Here is a 20,444-nt window from a genome sequence, read left to right as displayed (position 1 = left end):
AAAAAAATATAAAGCAGAAGCCGAGAAAAAATACAAAAAATATGTGAAAGAAGTTTTTAATAAAGATGTAAAAATTATTAAAGTGTATTCATACACTACGTCTACCGGAGGGAAACCTTTTGAGGGATTAACTGTAATGGGGACAGTAGACTATGACATTCCATTTAATTTTAATTTAAACTTTGAAGAATCTAAAGGTCACTTAGGATATAGTACAATCACTGCTGATCAATCTAATGAGTTAAAAGCTGCCATCAGTGCACTTATGTTTAAACGCTATGAAAATGATATTGAAAATGCACGTATGAAATTCAAAGAAGAAGTAGAAAAGCAGGGTTATTATGCAATGAATAACAAACTAATGAAGCAACAAGAATTTAGAGGCGTCACAAGACCTTATTTAAATTTTTCAACAAATACTTCTATAGGACTTAATGATTTCAAAAAAGATTTCAAACCTTTACTTAATGTTAAAGACAAATCTTTTTATACACGTATAGATATCTTAAGTCGAAAGTATCCACAATTGATGGATGAAATGAGAACTGAATTTATTGCTTTTTACAATAAGAAAGCAAAAGATGATGTAAATAAATATTCATGGAATTTACAAATACCAACGAATGACACGATGAAAAAAATACCAGGAACAAAGATGATGTACTTCTATAAAGATGGTGTATCTCCAAGTGAATTAGGTGGAGATGGCAAATTAAAAAGACAAACAAAAGATATATCCATGATTGGAGGGGAATGGGATAGAATTAAAAAAGAAAAGAATTGACAAAGAAATAGTTGAGGTACGAATGAATGGACATCATAGTTATTGAAAGTGAAAAAATATGTAACATATTTAGATGTTATTGAATTAAGTAGCGGATGGAACTATAATGACAAAATTTCAATTGCTATCATCAACCCTTTTTAATAAAATAAATATATATTAAAAAAGAAAATTAAACCATTTATATACATATCAAACAATACACGCAGAATAGGGGATTGCTAAATATATGAGAAAACTAATAAGTACAGTATTATGTGCATCACTTATTTTAGGAGGTTGTGCTTCTATGGACAAAGATCAAACGAAAGATATACCGAAAACAGTAAGCGTCAAAGATTATGATGGCAAATATATTGGTGAACATAAAGAACGTAATAAGATCTTTTTAAAAAAATATAAAGCAGAAGCCGAGAAAAAATACAAAAAATATGTGAAAGAAGTATTTGGTCTTGACTGTAAAATCAATTTAGTTAAAGCTTACACAAATTCATATGGATTTGGAGAGAAAAATCAATCTGATGGTTTAGTAGTAGTTGGTACAGTTAAATATGATGTGCCATTTCAACTAAGATTAATTTTTGCTGAATCCAATGGAAAGATAGTTATTACGACGTTTACTCCCGGACATGAAAACGAAACATCTGCCGCAGTTGCAGCAATAATGTATAAACGCTATGAATATGACATTGAACAAGCACGGTTAAAATTCAAGAGTGAGGTTGAAAAAAATGGTTACTATGCCATGAACGAGCAACTTGAAAAAAAACAAGAATTTAATGGTGTTACCAAACAGTACTTAAATGTTAAAACACCTGGAATAGAAGGATTAGATGAGTTTAAGCAAAATTTCAAGCCATTAATGAAAATGGAAGGTGACGTATTTAATCAACAGTTTGATTCTTTAATAATAAAATACCCTGAAATTAAAAAGCAAACTGAGTTTAATTTTATTGCGTACTATAATAAAAAAACTGTGGATAACGTTAATAAATATTCGTGGGATTTACAAATGCCAACGAATGACACAATGAAAAAATTACCCGGATTAAAAGCAATGTATTTTTATAAAGATGGTGTGTCTCCAAGTGAATTAGGTGGAGATGGCAAATTAAAAAGACAAACAAAAGAAATATCCATGATTGGAGGGGAATGGGATAGAATTAAAAAAGAAAAAAAATAACAAAAATAAGTTTGATAATTCGAGAGAATGGGTGTATTGCACAAGCCATTCATTGAGTCAATGAATTAAATGAATGGAGGTTATAGTTATTGAAAGTGAAAAAACATGTAACAGATTTAGATGTTATTGAATTAAGTAGCGGATGGAACTATAATGATGAAATTACAGTTGATGATAAAATTAAAGTTAATAACAAAAGTTATAAAGTTATAAATAAGGTGAATCGGACAAGTACAGGACTTGGATATAAAGTGTATGAACGCTATAATCATAGAATTCCGACTGGTGATATAGTAATTGCTTTTGATGGAACAGACTTTAGCGATATGCAAGACGTGAAAACAGATTTACAACTTGCTGGTAATAATATACCTGCTCAGTTGAAAGAAGCTCGAGAAGTTTACTTCGGTTTAAAACAAAAATATGCAGATGCAAATACGATGAGTACAGAGCAATTCAAAGCGAAGTATAACGAATTTCCTGTTAAATATAAAGGAAAATCAATCCAAAAAGTTGGTGGTAATTCTCTGGCAGGTGCTGAGGCACAGTATATTGGAATATTGGACCCAAATGTTGGGGTAGTTACCACAAATACAGCCCCTTTACCAATGAGTATCGCTAAACTTGCGCGTAAGAATGCCAATAATATTCATAACTATCATAGTAAAAGTGATATTTTAACGATGATTATTAAAGGTGCATTTATGTATGATACGATTGTTGGTAAACATATATATATAGATAATGGAGTTACAACTTTTGGCGCTTTAACGCCATCTCATACAGGTTATAATTTTGAAGAGATAAAAAAACTAAACAAATTTGATCAAGATAATATTGTCAATAAAGAAGTATATATTAGCCGTAATGGCTTGAAAATTTATGCGGATATGGATGAACATACACCAATATTTATCTGGAGTGGTGATGCAGTTGCTGCAGGTGTCACGCAAATAAAATTAGATAAAGGGCATTTAGCAGAACTAAGTAGCTATGTCCATACAAGGTTAACAGATTATATTAAACAAATTGATGCTAAGATGGAAGATATCAAACAATCTGTTGAAGATGAACACCGTAAATTTGAACAATTTGTCGACGAAACTAAAGTCTTCTTTAAAGAAATTACTAAATTTAATGAGTTAGAAAGTACAATACATATAGTATCTGACGTGATTAAATTTAAAATTAATCGTAAAGCAGATGAGTTAAAATATAGTCTGACTAAACTAAAAAATGAAGATAATATTTTAGATTTTATAGGTGCTGATTATATTATTAATTCAATTATTGACTTCATTGATGATGTTAAATCTAAGGTATCAGACTTTATTACATATGGTGAAAAACTTATTGAAGGCCTGTTAAATATTGTAAATAACAGTATTGTTAAAATGTTTGTAAACCCAGTTAATGGCTATATGGACGGTGTTAGAGAAGAAATATTAGCGCATTTGAATATTGTTATTCCCAATATCCAAATAGTAAAAAATCAAATAATGAATTTTGGAAAAGGGATAGATGATATTTTACAACAAATGTCAAATTTAGACGATAATGTTATGGTTAATCAAGTTGAGATAAACAAAAATGCTACAAAGCAACCAGCTTTTTCACTTGAAGAGTCTAAATATTTACCGACTGATTTAGAAATTGTCGAAAATACTGTTGAATCAGCTATTGTAAATCTATTAACAGCAATCACTTTTTACATACTGCCTATTGTAGAAGTGTTTATGAAAATTATTGCAGCTCTTTGTGCATTTGGCTCGTTGTTATCAACGTTCATTGATAAGATTGAATGGATTGCATCAAAGATTCCATTTGCTAATTCAGTGGCTGATGACCTTTCAAGCTTTCAATCCGTATTGAATTATTTAATTAAAGAGGTAAATAATTTTAGTTTAATAATTAGTAAATTTCTAACAGTGGAGTTTATTGGTTTTGAAATGAGAGAATTTTTCATAAATATGGTATTATCAAAATCTTTATTGGAAGATATTAAAATATTAAGTTCAAGTGCTGAGGGTAATGCTGAGATGCTTGAAACTGAACTTCAAGCTATATTAACTGCATTAGCTCAAAATAAAGGTAAGTCAGTAGATGCACTTAAAAACAGTACAAAATCTCTAACTCAAAATATTTCTAGATTAAAAGAACAGCTTGACAAAACGGCACATTAATTAAATTTTCTATCAAGCCAAATATTTCTTTTAAATATAAAACTATAGCTAAAAATCGCTGATAAATATTCTTAATATTCAAACTATTTATAATTTTGCAATTATTTAAAATAACATTAGAATGTGCCAGATAGAGGGAGCGTTTAACATATGAAAAGAGCAGTTAATACAAGTATTATGTGCCTCGCTTATTTTAGGAGGGTGTGCTTCTATGGACAAAGATCAAACGAAAGATATACTGAAAATAGTAAGCGTCAAAGATTATGATGGCAAATATATTGGTGAACATAAAGAACGTAATAAGATCTTTTTAAAAAAATATAAAGCAGAAGCCGAGAAAAAATACAAAAAATATGTGAAAGAAGTATTTGGTCTTGACTGCAAAATCAATTTAGTTGATTCTTATACAAATTCATATGGATTTGGAGAGAAAAATCAATCTGACGGTCTAGCAGTAGTTGGTACAGTTAAACATGATGTGCCATTTCAATTAGAGTTACTTTTTGTGGAATCCAATGGCAAGTTAGTTATCACAACGTTTACTCCCGGACATGTCAATGAAACATCTGCCGCAGTTGCAGCAATGATGTATAAATACTATGAATATGACATTGAACAGGCACGGTTAAAATTCAAGAGTGAAGTTGAAAAAAATGGTTACTATGCCATGAACGAGCAACTTGAGAAAAAGCAAGAATTTAATGGCGTTACCAAGCAGTACTTAAATGTTAATACTGATAGTATTGATGATTTAAATATATTCAAAAAAGAATTCAAACCAGTTATGAAGTTAAAAGGAGCAGAATTTAATCAGCAAATGCAGAATTTAATCGGTAAATATCCCTACATTAAAAAAGGAATGGAATATGATTTTATTGCGTACTATAATAAAAAAACTGCGGATAATGTTAATAGATACTCATGGAATTTACAAATCCCAACGAATGACACAATGAAAAAAATTACCCGGAACCAAGATGATGTATTTTTATAAAGATGGTGTATCTCCAAGTAAATTAGGTGAAGATGGCAAATTAAAAAGACAAACAAATGATATATCTATGGATGGGGGCAACTGGGATAAATATAAAAACGAAAAGAATTAACAAAGATATGATTGAGAATACGTATGAATAGCTTAATTTTTAAAATCTTTCAGTTGCTACAAATTAATAAGCAATGCATGACTTAGAAAATTAGAGAAGCAACCAAATTCAGCATCGAAGTTATATCGCATAAAACAAAAGTATTGACTATAAAAATATTAGCGTGTATAATTTATCTCGAAATCGAAATAAATTGAAGGGTGGTGAGGATGTGGATCGCACGCGACAATCATTAAAAGCTTTTGTCGGTCTAAATCGAACTTTAGATACTTTGGAAAAAATTGTTCAACGAGATGTGAAAAATTATGGACTTAATATTACAGAATTTGCTGTACTAGAGTTACTTTATAACAAAGGTCCTCAACCCATTCAACGTATTAGGGATAGAGTACTGATTGCTAGTAGCAGTATTTCGTATGTAGTGAGTCAGCTTGAGGAGAAAGGGTGGCTATTACGAGAGAAGGATTTAAGAGATAAGCGCATATACAATGCAACGTTAACTGAAAAAGGTCAACAATTTATGGCGGACATATTCCCGCAACATGCGATAACATTAGAACACGCATTTTCAGTGTTATCAGATGAAGAATTAGTGACATTACAACAAACATTCAAAAAGCTAAGTGCACAAAATGCCGACGTGTAAAAATGTGCACTTTTCTTTCAATTTAAAATTATCTCGAAATCGAAATAAAATAGAGGAGGCATTATTTATGACAAACAATCAATTATTAGGTATTCACCATGTTACTGCAATTACAGATGATGCAGCACGCAATTATAAATTTTTTACTGAAATTCTAGGTATGAGACTCGTTAAAAAGACAGTTAACCAAGATGATATTCAAACATATCACACTTTCTTTGCTGACGATGTTGGTTCTGCAGGAACGGATATGACATTTTTTGATTTTCCTGGTATTCCAAAAGGCCGTAAAGGCACAAATTCAATAACAAAACCATCATTTCGCGTACCTAATGATGATGCATTAGAGTATTATTTAAAACGTTTTGACGAATATGGTGTTGAACATGAAGGAATCCAAACATTATTTGGTAAAAAGGTATTACCATTTCAAGAAGAAGATGGTCAAGATTATCAATTAGTATCTGATGAAGGTAATACTGGCGTAGCACCTGGTAAACCATGGAAAAATGGACCAGTGCCAGAAGACAAAGCAATCTATGGCTTAGGCCCAATTGAAATTACAGTAAGTTACTTCGATGATTTTAAAAAGTTATTAGAAGATATATATGGCATGAAAGTCGTTGTTAGCGAAGATGATGTTGTACTATTAGAAGTTGGTGAAGGTGGTAATGGGGGACAAGTCATTTTAAGAAGAGATTCTAAAAGTCCGAATGCCTTTCAAGGATATGGTGAAGTTCACCACGTATCATTTAGAGTTAAAGATCATGAAGCGATTGAACAATGGATTAAAAAATACTCAGAAGCACGCATTCCAAACTCTGGATTAGTCGATCGCTTCTATTTCGAAGCACTTTATGCACGTCTCGGCCACATATTACTTGAAATTTCAACAGATGGACCTGGATTTATGGGTGATGAGCCATATGAAACGTTAGGCGAGAAATTATCATTACCACCTTTTTTAGAAGAACAAAGAGATTATATTGAAACACAAGTAAGACCATTTGACACAACGGGTAAAAGCTATAAATAAGGAGGGCGAACATGATGGAATCGATTCAACGCATTCATCATATTTCTGCAATTGTTGGAAATGCACAAGAGACTTATGATTTTTACACAAATATTTTAAACTTAAAATTAATTAAGCAAACAGTTAATTTTGAAGATATCGATACGTATCACTTATATTTTTCAAACGAGAAAGTAAATTCAGATATGGTGTTAACTTTCTTTAACTGGCCAAATCAATATACAGGACGTATTGGTTCAGGACAGATTGGTCGTTTAGCATTTAGAATTCCTAAAGATAGTATGACAAGTTGGGAAATGCACTTAAATGCACACGGAGTCAAAACACGTCAAACGCAATCATTTAATCAACCTACGTTAGAATTTGAAGATATACATGGTTTAACGTTAGCAATGGTTGAAAGTGATGAAGAAATGAAAACAAATGACATTATTGGGTTTCATGGTGTCACTATGCTTTCTGCTAATCCAGAAGCCACTCGACAATTATTACACAATGACTTAGGTTTGGAACATGTTCAAACTACGAGCGACAATGTTCAATTTCAAACTGTAGGAGACATTCATCATCAAGTTATTGTCAAAAATTTTGTCAATCCACAACGTGTGCGCTGGGGTACAGGTATCTTTCATCATATTGCTTGGGCCGTGCCTAATAATGAATCGCAACTAGAGTGGCGTAAATATATGGTGAATAAAGGGTTTAACGTTACAGATGTGAAAGAACGTTTTTACTTTCATGCAATTTACTCTAAAGAACCTGGGCATATAATCTTTGAATTTGCTACTGTAGGACCAGGGTTTACGGTTGATGAAGATATCGATGAATTAGGTACAGCACTTCAATTGCCGCCGTTCTATGAATCGCGTCGTCATGAAATTGAAGCAGCCTTAACACCATTAAAATTAAATTCATAGTGAGAAAGTGGGGATAGAAATGGAACATATTTTTAGAAAAGGTCAAGAAGATGCACCAACGTTAATATTATTACATGGCACAGGTGGTGATGAAGCCGATTTAATTCCATTCGGAACGGCTTTGAATTCTGATTATAATTTGCTAGGTATTCGTGGTGAAGTGAATGAAAATGGAATGAATCGTTATTTTAAACGTCTGGCTGAAGGTGTTTATGATGAAGCCGATCTTAATTATCGTGGACAGCGTTTATTAGATTTTATTCATGAAGCGGCAAAGCAATATCATTTTGATTTAGATAAAGCGGTATTAGTAGGGTTCTCAAATGGTTCTAATATAGCTATTAATTTAATGTTACGTCCAGAAGCGCCATTTAAAAAAGCATTGCTATACGCACCACTATATCCAGTTGATGTGACGTTAACTAGAGATATGAGTAACGTTCAAGTCCTATTATCTATGGGACAAAATGATCCGATAGTACCATTAGAACAAAGTCGAAAAGTGATTAATCTATTTAAACAGAATGGTGCTACGATTACAGAAGTTTGGGTAAATAGTCATGAAATAACTCAAGAAGGACTAGAAAAAGGGCAAGAACTTTTAGCTAAATAACTTAAAAATTAAAGTTCCTAAAGGGAGTCAAAACGCTTTAGGAACTTTTTAATTTAACTTTTAAGTGTTTTTAAGCGTTTAAAACCTTTAAATATAATTGGAATAAGTAGAATGAAGCCGAATAATCCCATAATAGGGAAGACTTTTCCGATTAAAGAAATAAAGCCAATAAATGTGCAAATGTACGTTGCTATCGCCATGATGATAATCATGACATAGTATTTAGTAGTAAATGGTTCACTAAAACGTGCAGCAAAGGCATACATTAAGCCGACAACAGTGTTATAAATCACTAACACCATAATCACAGACATAATCGTCCCCAAAATAGGAGATATATGTTGAGCAAGTAAAAGTGAAGGTAAGGCAACACCTTTGATTTCCGTGTATTTCGTTAATAATCCAAGATTAATCATTAGTATTAAAAAAGTTACAATTAGCCCTCCGCATAATCCGCCCCAAAGCGTCGAAGATTTATATTGGAGACGACCACCCATCACAGATAAAAAGCTAAAAGCAGCTGCAATTTGTAAACTTGCATAGTTTAAGCCATCAAACCACCAACCAGGCGAATGTGTTTGAAGTTTGTTATTGTCTGAATCCACAATTGAAAAATCGAGATGTCCAGTTATAAAGTAATAAACAGCAATAATTGTTACTACAATGATTAGGAAAGGAGTGACCATGCCTAAAACAGTAATAAGACGTTCGAATTTTAAAAATAGTGTAGCTAAGATTAATAGCACTAATAAGAGCGAGCTAATCCAATATGGTAATTTAAAGCTTTCATGTATTGTAGAGGCACCGCCAGCCGTCATAATAATAGCTAAAGAAAGTAAAAATAATGTTAAAACAATATCAAAAAATTGGGCGATTGTTGGGTGTAAATAGTAACGAATTGCTTGTGAATGATTGTACGCTCTGAGACGATATCCTGTATTAAGAACGAAGATACCACCAACAGTAATCATTGCTCCTGTAATAATCAGACCAGGAATACTGCCACTCCCATGAATCGTAAAGAATTGAAAAATTTCTTGACCAGTGGCAAACCCTGCACCAACAACGACACCTACAAAAGCAAAGGCGACCATCATTGATTCTCTAAATGAACTCATGTATGTCATCCTTTCTAACCAAATAGTATATATATACATTTAAAATTAAATTTATTATATAAAGCAATATCTATATATATTAGACTATTTTGAGAAAAAAAGAAATGGGAAGTTTGTCTCAAGAGTAAAGTTGTATTTTTGGAATATACAAATAGCGATATTTCCCCTATAACGTGTATGGTATAAATACATCTTAAGTTTAATCAAGAATGGGTTAGACAGTCTTAATGCATTTAGCATTAAAATTTGCTAATATATAGCATGATTCATAAGAAAGTATATCGTAAAAGGGGGGGCACTATGTCGTTTAATCTGCCAATTATGTTAGTCATCGTGTTGTTTTTAACACTAGGAATATTTAGTCAATGGCTTGCCAATCGTATTAAATGGCCGTCAATCGTCGTCATGTCGATTGTAGGTTTATTAGTTGGTCCGATATTGGGTTTAGCAAATCCTAAAGAAACGCTTGGTTCTGACATTTTTAGTCCTATTGTTTCATTAGCGGTTGCGATTATTTTGTTTGAAGGGAGCAGTAACCTAGACTTTCGTGAATTGAAAGGTATTTCTAAAGCTATATTACGTATCATCACTGTAGGTGCTGCGATTGCTTGGGTATTAGGTGCTATAGCATTACATATGATTTTACATTTCCCTATAGCCGTTGCTATCGTTGTTGCTGGATTGTTTTTAATCACGGGACCAACTGTCATTCAACCACTGCTCAAGCAAGCGAAAGTACGAAAAAATGTCGATTCTATTTTACGTTGGGAAAGTATTATTCTTGATCCCATTGGCCCCATATTAGCGTTAAGTGCCTTTTATATTTATCAAATTATTGATGAAGGTTTTGGTTTGCATGTGATACTTATATTCGGCTGTCAGATTATTGGTACGATTGCGATTGGATTTGGTGCATCATTCTTGTTCAATTGGCTAATTAAATTAGACTTTATTTCACAAGGCCTTATGCCGTCAATTCAACTAGTCTTTATTTTATTAGTTTTTAGTATATGTGATCAAATACTACCTGAATCAGGTTTGCTGGCTGTTACTATTTTTGGTTTGATGATGGCGCGTCAAAAACGACATGATTTAATTTTTAAAGAATCAGATCATTTTATTGAAAATTTATCATCTATTCTGGTGTCAACTGTATTTATACTTATCACATCATCTTTAACATCAGATATTTTAGTCAATATATTGTCATGGCAATTAGTTCTGTTTGCATTAGTAATGATTGTTCTTGTTCGCCCTATATCCGTTCTGCTTTCAACTATAGGCACTGAGATAACGAAAAAAGAGCGTGCCTTAGTCGCAATGATGGCACCTAGAGGAATCGTGGTATTAACCGTGGCACAATTTTTTGGGGCTTTATTTATGGATAATGGTGTAAAAATGGCATCTTACATCACGCCCGTAACGTTTGGTTTAGTCTTTATTACTGTCGTGATTTATGGCTTTAGCTTTACACCGCTTAGTAAAGGACTTGGATTAGCTAGTACAGAACCACCTGGTGTCATCATCGTTGGGGAAAGTGCCTTTTCGTTTCATTTAGGATCAAAATTGCGTGAACATCATATTCCCGTTATGGTCTTCAACTTATTTACCAATACGACAGAAGAAGCTCAACAATTAGGCTTTGAAGTGTTTGAAGGTAACTTGTTGTCAAGCAATGACCGCATCTATGCCGATTTAATTCGCTATAATAAATGTTTACTGATGACTAAGTCATTTATTTTTAATAGTCTGGCTTTTAATGAATTGGTACCTGAATTTGGCTTAACTAATGTGGATATGATGCCTGTATCCTTTACTGATGAACAAGCTCGAAATAACTTGAATGGCCCTTTACGACATCATATTTTATTTGATGAAAATCATAGTCCGAAATGGTTTGACAACTGCATTGTTAATCAAAATATTATCGATGTTCCAGCTGCACAATTTGATTATGATCATTCATCTGATATGATTATTTATCATATTGATGACAATCAGGTTGTTAGGTTTAATCATAGTACTAAAAAGATGCCACATTATGAAGACGGTATTTATGGCGTGCTTAAAAATGTATATAATGTTTAAAATAACAAACGCGCATCAATAGAAAAAGATGCGCGTTTTTATTGAAAAAATGTGTCAGCTAATTAAGATAGCGATCATGCATTAATGTCTTGAGAATATCGATTTGTTCTTGAATATGGTAACCATCATTGGTATCACGTATTTTTTTGCGTTGTAGCTCTTCATCTACGACTCGACGTACAGATAGTTCATCAGCCCCATCAGATAGTACTTTATCTTTCGTATTAAATTCTTGGTGAGCAACAAGCTGCATACCGAATGAATTGTATAATAATGTATAGCCAGCAATACCTGTAGTTTTTTGATAGGCTTTTGAGAAACCACCATCAATTACAAGCATTTTACCATCAGCTTTAATTGGGTCTTCTCCATCAATTTCTTTAACAGGTGTATGCCCATTGATAATACGTCCTTCATCAGGATTCAGACCAAAGTCTTTTAACATTTTACGAATCATGTCTACATCTTCACGTAGGTGATAATAAGGGTTCTTTTCTTCTTTATGTGAGACCTTATCTTCAATAAAATAACGTTCAAATGTTGTCATGGCACGTTTACCAAATAATGAACTATATTTACCAGTCCATAAATACCACACTAGGTCAGTAGATAAGTCGTCTGTAATATCCTTATGGTCAAATGCTTCACGTACATGCGTTTCAAATACATCTAGTAAATCACGTCCTTGATGTTTCACACCTTCAATTTCAAAAGCTTCCATTTCTCCATTTTCATCAACAGGAATACAGCCATGGATGAGTAAATTACCGTTATAAGGAAGATATAATGTACCTTTTTGCATTAAAAATGACATATGACGTTTTAATTTTTCTGATTGTTGGAATGACAATAACAGCTTATTAATAACATCTTCTTCTTCAGGTAACAATTGACCAGGATTTTGTGGATCCACAGTAGTAAAGCACGTATTTGTTAATGGGTAGGTCTTACCATACACAGTAATCTTGTTGTTGTCATAATCTGTTTTTTCAAGCACGAGACGCTCTTCCATTTCAAAGTTTGGACGTCGTTTAATAATAGGCATTTCTAATTTGAATTGGATTATGGCAATCGCTTGATGTATTTTTGTTATTTGATCTTCTTCTAGTTTCGTTAAAGCAGCTTTTTTATCCGGCCGTTTTTTAGGCTTGAAAGCAGGATTGTTCCCGTCATAATAGGCTTCCGCAAGAGTGAGTAACGGTCGTAAATTAATGCCATATGCATCTTCGATAATATCTAAGTTATCATAACGCGCGCAAATGCGAAGTAAGTTGGCTAAACACACCTTTGAACCGGCATAGGCACCAATCCATAATACGTCATGATTACCCCATTGGATATCGACAGAATGATAATCGATAAGTGTATCCATAATTTTATCTGGTTGAGGTCCACGGTCATAAATGTCACCAACAACATGGAGATGGTTCACGACTAATCGTTGAATTGTATAAGATAAACCGATAATTAAATCATCTGATTGTTCAAGTTCAATAATTTGGTTCACGAGTGTTTCATAATAAGATTTTTTGTTATTAAATTCATTGCTTTTGTACAATAGTTCTTCAACAATGTAGACATATTGCGTCGGTAAAGCTTTCCGCAATTTTGAACGTGTATATTTAGAAGAACAGTATGTAATAAGTTCAATTAGGCGTTCAATCGTAGTGATATACCACAGATTGAGTTGTCCTCTAGAATTAAATTCATTTTTAATTAGCTTTAACTTTTCTTCGGGATAATAAACAAGGGCAGCTAAATCATTAATTTCTTTAGTGGTTAATTTATCTTTAAAGATATCATTTATTTTCGCGCGTACGTTGCCTGAACCATTGCGCAATACATGTTGGAACGAATCATATTCACCGTGTAAATCACTGACAAAGTGTTCCGTGCCTTTTGGTAATTCTAAAATAGACTCTAAATTAATAATCTCAGTTGCTAATTTTTCTGGGCTATCGTAATGATGGGAAAGTAAATCTAAATACTTTTGCTTAAGTTCACTTAGTGTATTCGGTGTCATAATTGCGTCACTCCTGTATATAGTTTAAATCGAAATAATACTTCTATATCAATGATTAAATCGCTTACATAAATTATCTTTAAAAAGCATCACTTTTTCAATGGTGATGCTTATTAAACTTAACTATTTTTATTTTCCATATGTTTTAAATGCGTTTTACCCCAACCTATCATTACTTCAAGAACAGGTTTGAGGCTTTTACCATATTCTGTCATAGAGTATTCAACTTTTGGCGGAACTTCTGGATAAACTTCTCGATGTACAATATCATTTGCCTCTAGATAACGTAATTCTTGTGTAAGCATCTTTTTCGTAATCCTAGGTTCTAATTTCTGTAAATCACTAAACCTTAACGTACCATAATTTAGTAAATAGAATAATATAATAGGTTTCCATTTACCAACTAATATTTCCATTGGTTGATCCATGCCTTCACATTCTTCTATATCTTTCGTATCTCCAATTTTAAACATTAGCTCAACTCCTTGTTGTAAAAGAAAGTTACTTATAAGTAACCCTGTTTATTTAAAGTGCCTACTTCTCAGTTGTTCAACTTAGAACTATTATAACATTACACATTCAATATTTAAGAGGGAGGGATTATCGTGAGTCATTCGAAACTCGAAAAGAGTATTCGAATTATATTTGGAATATTAATCATTGGGTCAGGTTTAGCAATGTTATTTGGTTTAATTCCAACAGATATGTATCAAAGTCAACCGGCTAATCACTTTATGCAAGCAATGTATGATACAGGCTATTTCTATCCATTTTTAGCTATTGTCAAGATAGTGTGTGGTCTATGTATTGTGACGAACCGATACAGTTATGTAGCTTTAATTATTTTTATGCCTGTAGCTATTAACATGGTTATGTTTCATTTATTCTTGGCACCAGCTGAAGGCTTACCGGCGTATCTTATATTAGCGATGAATGTCTATTTAATGGTACATCGTTTACCTGTCTATAGATTAATTTTAAGAAAAAAATAGGAGAGTGTTAAAAATGACAAAATTATGGGAACCTATCCAAATTGGAAATATGAAATTAAACCATCGATTAGCGATGTCACCAATGACTAGAAGTAGATCGTATGATAATGGCGTGCCTAATGACTTAGCGGCTGAATATTATAGTCAACGTGCAGATTTAGGACTAATTATAACAGAAGGTACACAACCTTCTGATGATGGTCAAGGATATATTCATTCACCAGGAATCTATCGACCTGAACACATTGAGGGATGGAAGAAAGTGACGCAAGCAGTACACGACAAAGGTGGCTATGTCTTTATTCAACTTATGCATGTAGGACGTATGAGTCATCCTGATAATACGCCACATCATCGTCAAGCTGTTGCACCCTCTGCCATTACTCCTGATGCTGAGATGCATACAGCCAATGGTAGAAAAGCCATTCCTCAACCAAGAGCATTAAGTGCTAATGAAATTCAAGATATTATACAAGAACACCGTGATGCTGCTCGTGCTGCTATCGAAGCTGGAGCTGATGGGGTAGAGCTACATGGTGCAAATGGTTATCTTATTCAACAATTTATCAGTGAGAACGCTAATCATCGTGAGGATCAATACGGAGGTAACATTGAGAATCGTATACGCTTTGCGGTAGAAGTTACTCGTGCTGTCGCAGATGAAATTGGACCTGAAAAAGTAGGACTTCGAGTATCTCCAGGTGTGACATTAAATGGTATTGATGAAGGGCAACCAGAGGAAGTGATTCATCCTACTTATGTTCGATTAATGGAAGAATTAAATCAACTTAACTTAGCTTATGTGCATGTAATGCATTTTGGTGATGAAACAATGTTGAAGAAAATAAGACAAACATGGCAAGGTAAATTATTAGTCAACCGATTTGGTAGACCAAGAAACGAAGTATCAAGAGATATAGACAGTGACTTAGCAGATATGGCACCAATAGGACAATGGGCACTCGCTAATCCAGATATTGTCACTCGCTTGAAACATGGATATCCATTGAATGAGGCAGACCCTAGTACAATGTATGGCGGGGGCGCAGAAGGGTATACAGATTATCCTTATTATGAAGAACAATAATTAAAATAAAACAGATGGCAGGACAGAATAATATTTTCTTAAAAATATATTTCATCATCCAGCCCGGCAAGGTTGTCTAGAATTGAAATAGCTTGATAAAAGCACTTTTGCAATTCAGTTAACTACTGCCTATATGCTATAAGAGCCTGAGACATTTATTTGATATGCTCCCTTCAAGTAGACATTGAAAAAATGAAAACTTTGAAGGGAGCTTTTTTATGCCTCAGGCTCTTCATTATGTTATTTGACACGTTTTCTATTTTTAATGAAAATCACATATAATAAGTAAAGTACAGCAAGGATGATGATGACATACATAATGTAAGAGTATGTATGTAATCCAGCCATTAAAGCATCAAAGCTACCACTTAATAAACGACCGAGTAAAATTAAAGCAAAATTCCAAATTGTAGTACCTAATAAAGAGAGAATGACAAATTTAATGACATTCATTTTATTAATACCAGCAGGAATAGTAATCAATACACGTAATACTGGAATGAAGCGGCATAAAAATACGGCCCATGCACCATAACGTTTGAACCAGTCATTGGCGCGTTTGACATCTTTCCCTTTCAATTTAAACCATTTACCATGTTTATCTACAAAGCGATAAATACTTTCCTCGTTGATGAGACGACAGATATAATACAAGATTAATAAGCCGATAAATGAGGCGATAGTAGATATGAGAAATAAGACGGGAATGGACAGACCTGATTTAACTGACATTAATCCAGCAAAGGTTAAAATAATTTCAGATGGTACGACGGGTAAGACATTTTCTAACAAAATTAAAATAAAAATGGCAGTATAGCCCCATTGATTTATAAAATCAGTAATGATTTGTTCCATAAAGACAGTAAACTCCTTTAAGATTTAACAATCCACTTTAGTTATATCAAACAAAAAATTCATAGTAAATTCATTATAATCAAATTTACTATGAATTGCTTGCTTTATCATTTATTTAGCTATAGTTTTGAAGTTATTAACTCATTTTAATGCTTTTAAGAACTGATGGTATAACTGTTGCGCTTCTTCATTGTTTGTGACGCCATAGACGTTCATACGACCATCTTGAAACAGTGTCATGCGGTAATTTTGATAGTGTATCATCTTAGCGAAAGGTGTTTCTTTAATGATATGTCCTGGGAAATGATGTGCATAGTCAAAGGCGTGTGTTTGGAAACGAAATAAATATGTTTTTCCACATAAATTTTCGATATGTGTTTGTTGTTTGGTTTCCAATATCTCATAATAGCCTTGCACACATACTTGACAGTTATCATCTTGTAATACATCGACGTTCATAGCCTTATATGAGACGTTGAATACATCGAGTGTAATTAATTGTTTTGAAAAGCCTACACCAATGAGGTATCGAACGGCTTCCATCACTTCATAACTTGCGACTTGTGAAATGATAGGTGGAAGAACACCATTTATTGCACAACTTTCACCCGTCTCAGGAATATATTGTAGCAAGCATTTTAAACAAGGACCTTTAAAATCTATGCCATACACCGTTCCTTTACTGCCAACCGCAGCACCATAAACCCAAGGAATTTGATATTTATGGCATACTTCATTTATTAAATAACGAATTTTAAAATGATCCATACCGTCAATCACAATGTCTGGTTGCACGCTTGTCAATAATGCTTCTATCGTTGAGGACTCGACTTCTTGATAGAAGGTCGTTACATTAACCTCACTATTAATGTGTTGAATATGTTGTTTGATAGCCTCTACTTTAGGTAGCATATTATCTGCGTCTTCTTCAGTATAGAGTGATTGACGATGCAAATTAGATGTTTCAATGATATCCATGTCAACAATATATAAATTTCGTGCCCCCATACGAGCTAGTTGTGCAGCAACATGACTGCCTAGCGCACCAGCACCCATAATTAAAATTTGCGCGTGCGATAGTGCAGTTTGTCCATGTTCGCCAAAAGGGGCAAAACGTATTTGTCGCTCATAACGAGACATTATAAGAAACCGAGTCCTTCAGTTGGGCTAGATGCTTGTGCAGTATATTTAACTGGAATACGTCCTGCCTCATAAGATAAGCGACCTGCTTGGATACCTAATTTCATTGCTTCTGCCATTTTTACAGGGTCTTTTGCCCCTGACACAGCTGTATTGAGTAAGATACCATCAGCCCCTAATTCCATAGCATGACATGCATCTTTTGGTGATCCAATGCCGGCATCAACAATTACAGGAACATTGGAATTTTTAATGATATAACTTAAGTTAAGCTGATTATTAATACCTCGGCCTGTACCAATAGGTGAAGCAAGCGGCATTACCGCATGAACACCTAGTTCTTCCAATCGTTTTGCTAGGACGACATCATTAGAAATATAAGGGCAAACGATATAGCCTTTTTCTAACAATACTTTACAAGCTTCATACGTTTCAAATGGATCGGGTAAGAGTGTTTCATCATCACCAATCACTTCAACTTTAATCATGTCACATACACCGGCATGATTAGCAATTTCAGCAATACGAATCGCTTCTTTCGCTGTTTTTGCTCCAGCTGTATTTGGGAATGTAATAAAATCTTTGAGATTAATATTTGCAAGTGGGTTTGGTAAATTTTTGTCATATAAGTTCATGCGTCTTACCGCAAAAGTTAAGACATTTGTTTCTGACGCTTCAATCGCTTTGGTTTGAATGTCTTCATTGTCAAATTTACCTGTGCCTAATAATAAACGTGATTTTAATTCTAATGAGCCAATTTTAAACATATTATCCGCCTCCAACAAATTCTAGTAATTCTAATTTATCGTCTTGTCTTACCGTGTGACTGTGGTAGTCATCTTGTTTAATTAAAGTGTCATTATATTCAACGATGACACGTTTCGGATCTAATTCTAATGCAAGTAACACATCTTGAATGGACTGTTCCTTGTCAAATGTGAAAGGGTCACCATTAATCATGCACTTCATATGTTTCCCTCCTAGTCGCTGAAAATGTGTTATAAATATCTGGTTTGATACCAGATAACAACCAATTTGCAATATCTCTGCCAATAACAGGTGACAATAAAATACCGTTACGGTAGTGACCAGTAATGGCAAATAGACCATCATCAATGCGATCCATAATCGGTAGTTCTTGTTCAGTGTATGGTCGCACACCAGACCATTGTTTAATGATTTTACTGTGCGCTAATGCTGGAATGCGTTCGCTTGACTTTTCAAGTAACCAATGTATTCCATCATCGGTATTGCCGACAGAATAATTATCAAAGTCGCTGGTTGCACCAATTAAGAAACGGTTAGGTTTCTTAGGTACAATATAGCAACCATTTGTCATAAAAACGGTTTCGGTAAGTTTCAAGTCATTATGTTCGACTAAAATAACTTCACCTTTTACCCCGATAACTTTACGTGGCAAATGATAATGTTCAAGTAATTCTGATGACCATGCACCTCCTGCGACAATTACTTTTTGCGCATATAATGTACCGGTTGTTGTCATAACTTGATAAAAGCCATTATCTTTACGTATATTGGTAACTTCTGTTTCATAGTATCGATGAATATCACGCTTTAAAATCGATTTTAATAAGGCTTGTGTGTAATGATGTGCATTAATTTGTCCGTCTTTTGGGATATAAATTGATAATGGACTAGGATTGATTGTGCCATGTGAAAGTTGCTTTAAAGCGTTATCGCTTAATTTAGTGACACTTGAATCATGTGCATTTAAAAATTCATACTGAGCCATTAAGTGATTAACATCATCTTTGCTGCTAGCTACTTTAATTAACCCAGAATTTTGAAACTGAATGTCGATACCTGTTTCTTGAAATAAGTCTGCGGCTAAATCAGGAAACATAGCTCGCGATTCAAGCGCGAGACGAAATAGAGCGCTGTCATAAGTGAATTCATTTTGAGCGCCTAACATTCCACCTGCCTTATAAGAAGCATGTTTGCCAGGAACATCTCTATCAACAATCGCAATATCCAAATGGCTTTCACTTAAAGAACGTGCAATGGACATGCCGATGACACCTGAACCAATAATTAGTACATCATGCATGATGATGCCACTCCTTTCGAAATTGATGAATAACTGAAGCGGATGATTTCATAAAGAAAGAAATTGCACATATTCCAGCAAAGTTTGGAGATAGTTTGCGGATAGTATCCGTTGTTATACCACCAATTGCATATACAGGGATGGGAACTTCTAATACCGAATCGATTTCAACTTGAGAACGTGGCGGTAAATTGGGTTTTGAAGGTGTAGGAAAAATATGCCCAAAAAAGACCGCGTCAAGTTCCGCTTCATAAGCCCGGATTACCGAAGATAAATGATGTGTAGACATAGATACGTGTATGTCAGGATATTTAGACTTAAGATGAAATGCTTGTGCATCATTTTCTCGGAAGTGAATATTCTGTAATCCCAATGTATTTAACAGCTTGACATCACTGTGTATCATCATCTTAGATTTTGGAAATCCCTGATAAATTAACTGTTGAATAAAGTGCTGTAATTCCTTCTGAGACATAGAAGTTCTAAAAAGTAAAAAATCTATGTCCTGCTCGATAGTAAGAAAGTGCTGCAAATCGTTGTTGTCTAAAAATTTATATTCTGTTATCGCAATGAAAATGAACATCACCTCATTTAAATTAAAAAAA

The 20,444-nt window shown here is 33.6% G+C and carries 19 protein-coding genes and 1 pseudogene; 11 read left to right on the top strand and 9 right to left on the bottom strand.

Annotation, left to right across the window (positions count from 1 at the left end; translation table 11 throughout):
- From CD041_RS08690 to mhqD, 8 genes and pseudogenes are all read left to right on the top strand, one after another.
- Positions 1–784 (top strand): DUF1672 family protein (locus tag CD041_RS08690; protein ID WP_258027218.1); only part of this gene is annotated, 784 nt, incomplete at its 5' end.
- A gap of 229 nt (positions 785–1,013) precedes the next feature.
- A complete protein-coding gene (locus tag CD041_RS08685; RefSeq protein WP_170121703.1) occupies positions 1,014–1,967 on the top strand; it encodes a hypothetical protein in 954 nt (317 codons plus the stop codon).
- A gap of 95 nt (positions 1,968–2,062) precedes the next feature.
- Positions 2,063–4,150: a hypothetical protein gene (locus CD041_RS08680; protein WP_225306493.1), complete on the top strand. Its 2,088-nt coding sequence runs from the start codon at positions 2,063–2,065 to the stop codon at positions 4,148–4,150.
- Between the two features lie 211 nt (positions 4,151–4,361).
- A pseudogene (locus CD041_RS08675) lies at positions 4,362–5,256 on the top strand (hypothetical protein).
- Positions 5,257–5,467: 211 nt separating this feature from the next.
- Positions 5,468–5,902, top strand: a complete 435-nt coding sequence (gene mhqR, locus CD041_RS08670; RefSeq protein ID WP_062078109.1) for a MarR family transcriptional regulator MhqR — start codon at positions 5,468–5,470, stop codon at positions 5,900–5,902.
- A gap of 67 nt (positions 5,903–5,969) precedes the next feature.
- Positions 5,970–6,938 (top strand): ring-cleaving dioxygenase MhqE, encoded by a 969-nt coding sequence (mhqE, locus tag CD041_RS08665; RefSeq protein WP_002492571.1) that lies wholly within the window; start codon positions 5,970–5,972, stop codon positions 6,936–6,938.
- An 11-nt stretch (positions 6,939–6,949) separates the two neighbouring features.
- Positions 6,950–7,855 carry a ring-cleaving dioxygenase gene (locus CD041_RS08660; RefSeq protein ID WP_070648206.1) on the top strand — a complete coding sequence of 302 codons (906 nt, stop codon included), beginning with the start codon at positions 6,950–6,952 and terminating at the stop codon, positions 7,853–7,855.
- 19 nt (positions 7,856–7,874) lie between these two features.
- Positions 7,875–8,468 (top strand): methylhydroquinone degradation carboxylesterase MhqD, encoded by a 594-nt coding sequence (mhqD, locus tag CD041_RS08655; protein WP_062078103.1) that lies wholly within the window; start codon positions 7,875–7,877, stop codon positions 8,466–8,468.
- 53 nt (positions 8,469–8,521) lie between these two features.
- Here mhqD and CD041_RS08650 read toward each other — a convergent pair whose 3' ends face one another.
- The gene (locus tag CD041_RS08650; protein WP_002478634.1) at positions 8,522–9,586 is read right to left on the bottom strand and encodes a YkvI family membrane protein; all 1,065 of its coding nucleotides are present in this window, start codon (positions 9,584–9,586) and stop codon (positions 8,522–8,524) included.
- A 300-nt stretch (positions 9,587–9,886) separates the two neighbouring features.
- Between CD041_RS08650 and CD041_RS08645 the strand changes: the two genes are divergently transcribed.
- Positions 9,887–11,674 (top strand): cation:proton antiporter, encoded by a 1,788-nt coding sequence (locus CD041_RS08645; RefSeq protein WP_002478635.1) that lies wholly within the window; start codon positions 9,887–9,889, stop codon positions 11,672–11,674.
- Between the two features lie 58 nt (positions 11,675–11,732).
- Here the strand turns inward: CD041_RS08645 and CD041_RS08640 are convergent, their stop codons facing one another.
- Together CD041_RS08640 and CD041_RS08635 are read right to left on the bottom strand one after the other, a co-directional pair.
- Positions 11,733–13,697 carry a fructose-1,6-bisphosphatase gene (locus tag CD041_RS08640; protein ID WP_070648207.1) on the bottom strand — a complete coding sequence of 655 codons (1,965 nt, stop codon included), beginning with the start codon at positions 13,695–13,697 and terminating at the stop codon, positions 11,733–11,735.
- A 119-nt stretch (positions 13,698–13,816) separates the two neighbouring features.
- Positions 13,817–14,170 carry a winged helix-turn-helix transcriptional regulator gene (locus CD041_RS08635; RefSeq protein WP_070648208.1) on the bottom strand — a complete coding sequence of 118 codons (354 nt, stop codon included), beginning with the start codon at positions 14,168–14,170 and terminating at the stop codon, positions 13,817–13,819.
- Positions 14,171–14,302: 132 nt separating this feature from the next.
- Here CD041_RS08635 and CD041_RS08630 point away from each other — a divergent pair, with 132 nt between their 5' ends.
- Positions 14,303–14,689 (top strand): DoxX family membrane protein, encoded by a 387-nt coding sequence (locus CD041_RS08630; protein WP_080606507.1) that lies wholly within the window; start codon positions 14,303–14,305, stop codon positions 14,687–14,689.
- Positions 14,690–14,702: 13 nt separating this feature from the next.
- A complete protein-coding gene (locus CD041_RS08625; protein WP_070648210.1) occupies positions 14,703–15,776 on the top strand; it encodes an alkene reductase in 1,074 nt (357 codons plus the stop codon).
- Between the two features lie 240 nt (positions 15,777–16,016).
- Here CD041_RS08625 and uptA read toward each other — a convergent pair whose 3' ends face one another.
- The 6 genes from uptA to CD041_RS08595 all read right to left on the bottom strand — a co-directional run bounded on the left by uptA (position 16,017) and on the right by CD041_RS08595 (position 20,422).
- Complete coding sequence (gene uptA, locus CD041_RS08620) at positions 16,017–16,631, bottom strand: undecaprenyl phosphate transporter UptA (protein ID WP_070648211.1); 615 nt, start codon at positions 16,629–16,631, stop codon at positions 16,017–16,019.
- A gap of 141 nt (positions 16,632–16,772) precedes the next feature.
- Positions 16,773–17,771 (bottom strand): ThiF family adenylyltransferase, encoded by a 999-nt coding sequence (locus CD041_RS08615; protein WP_070648212.1) that lies wholly within the window; start codon positions 17,769–17,771, stop codon positions 16,773–16,775.
- Entirely contained in the window at positions 17,771–18,538 is a 768-nt protein-coding gene (locus CD041_RS08610; RefSeq protein ID WP_002478638.1) for a thiazole synthase, read from the bottom strand. Before CD041_RS08610 ends, CD041_RS08615 begins: the two co-directional genes overlap by 1 nt.
- A gap of 1 nt (position 18,539) precedes the next feature.
- Positions 18,540–18,740 carry a sulfur carrier protein ThiS gene (gene thiS, locus CD041_RS08605; RefSeq protein WP_002460415.1) on the bottom strand — a complete coding sequence of 67 codons (201 nt, stop codon included), beginning with the start codon at positions 18,738–18,740 and terminating at the stop codon, positions 18,540–18,542.
- Positions 18,724–19,839 (bottom strand): glycine oxidase ThiO, encoded by a 1,116-nt coding sequence (thiO, locus tag CD041_RS08600; protein ID WP_070648213.1) that lies wholly within the window; start codon positions 19,837–19,839, stop codon positions 18,724–18,726. Before thiO ends, thiS begins: the two co-directional genes overlap by 17 nt.
- Positions 19,832–20,422 (bottom strand): thiamine phosphate synthase, encoded by a 591-nt coding sequence (locus CD041_RS08595; protein WP_070648214.1) that lies wholly within the window; start codon positions 20,420–20,422, stop codon positions 19,832–19,834. The genes thiO and CD041_RS08595 overlap by 8 nt, the downstream gene beginning before the upstream one ends.
- Positions 20,423–20,444: the final 22 nt, after the last annotated feature.

This window comes from Staphylococcus lugdunensis (assembly GCF_002901705.1).
Lineage (GTDB): Bacteria > Bacillota > Bacilli > Staphylococcales > Staphylococcaceae > Staphylococcus > Staphylococcus lugdunensis.
Note: the sequence above shows the minus strand (reverse complement) of the source record. Positions and strands in the feature narration are given on the sequence as shown.

Excerpts from the sequence above, each read along its gene's own strand:
- CD041_RS08685 (WP_170121703.1), top strand. The coding sequence starts at position 1,014 with ATGAGAAAACTAATAAGTACAGTATTATGTGCATCACTTATTTTAGGA.
- mhqE (WP_002492571.1), top strand. The coding sequence starts at position 5,970 with ATGACAAACAATCAATTATTAGGTATTCACCATGTTACTGCAATTACA.
- CD041_RS08660 (WP_070648206.1), top strand. The coding sequence starts at position 6,950 with ATGATGGAATCGATTCAACGCATTCATCATATTTCTGCAATTGTTGGA.
- mhqD (WP_062078103.1), top strand. The coding sequence starts at position 7,875 with ATGGAACATATTTTTAGAAAAGGTCAAGAAGATGCACCAACGTTAATA.
- CD041_RS08650 (WP_002478634.1), bottom strand. The coding sequence starts at position 9,586 with ATGAGTTCATTTAGAGAATCAATGATGGTCGCCTTTGCTTTTGTAGGT.
- CD041_RS08645 (WP_002478635.1), top strand. The coding sequence starts at position 9,887 with ATGTCGTTTAATCTGCCAATTATGTTAGTCATCGTGTTGTTTTTAACA.
- CD041_RS08640 (WP_070648207.1), bottom strand. The coding sequence starts at position 13,697 with ATGACACCGAATACACTAAGTGAACTTAAGCAAAAGTATTTAGATTTA.
- CD041_RS08635 (WP_070648208.1), bottom strand. The coding sequence starts at position 14,170 with ATGTTTAAAATTGGAGATACGAAAGATATAGAAGAATGTGAAGGCATG.
- CD041_RS08625 (WP_070648210.1), top strand. The coding sequence starts at position 14,703 with ATGACAAAATTATGGGAACCTATCCAAATTGGAAATATGAAATTAAAC.
- uptA (WP_070648211.1), bottom strand. The coding sequence starts at position 16,631 with ATGGAACAAATCATTACTGATTTTATAAATCAATGGGGCTATACTGCC.
- CD041_RS08615 (WP_070648212.1), bottom strand. The coding sequence starts at position 17,771 with ATGTCTCGTTATGAGCGACAAATACGTTTTGCCCCTTTTGGCGAACAT.
- CD041_RS08610 (WP_002478638.1), bottom strand. The coding sequence starts at position 18,538 with ATGTTTAAAATTGGCTCATTAGAATTAAAATCACGTTTATTATTAGGC.
- thiS (WP_002460415.1), bottom strand. The coding sequence starts at position 18,740 with ATGAAGTGCATGATTAATGGTGACCCTTTCACATTTGACAAGGAACAG.
- thiO (WP_070648213.1), bottom strand. The coding sequence starts at position 19,839 with ATGCATGATGTACTAATTATTGGTTCAGGTGTCATCGGCATGTCCATT.
- CD041_RS08595 (WP_070648214.1), bottom strand. The coding sequence starts at position 20,422 with ATGTTCATTTTCATTGCGATAACAGAATATAAATTTTTAGACAACAAC.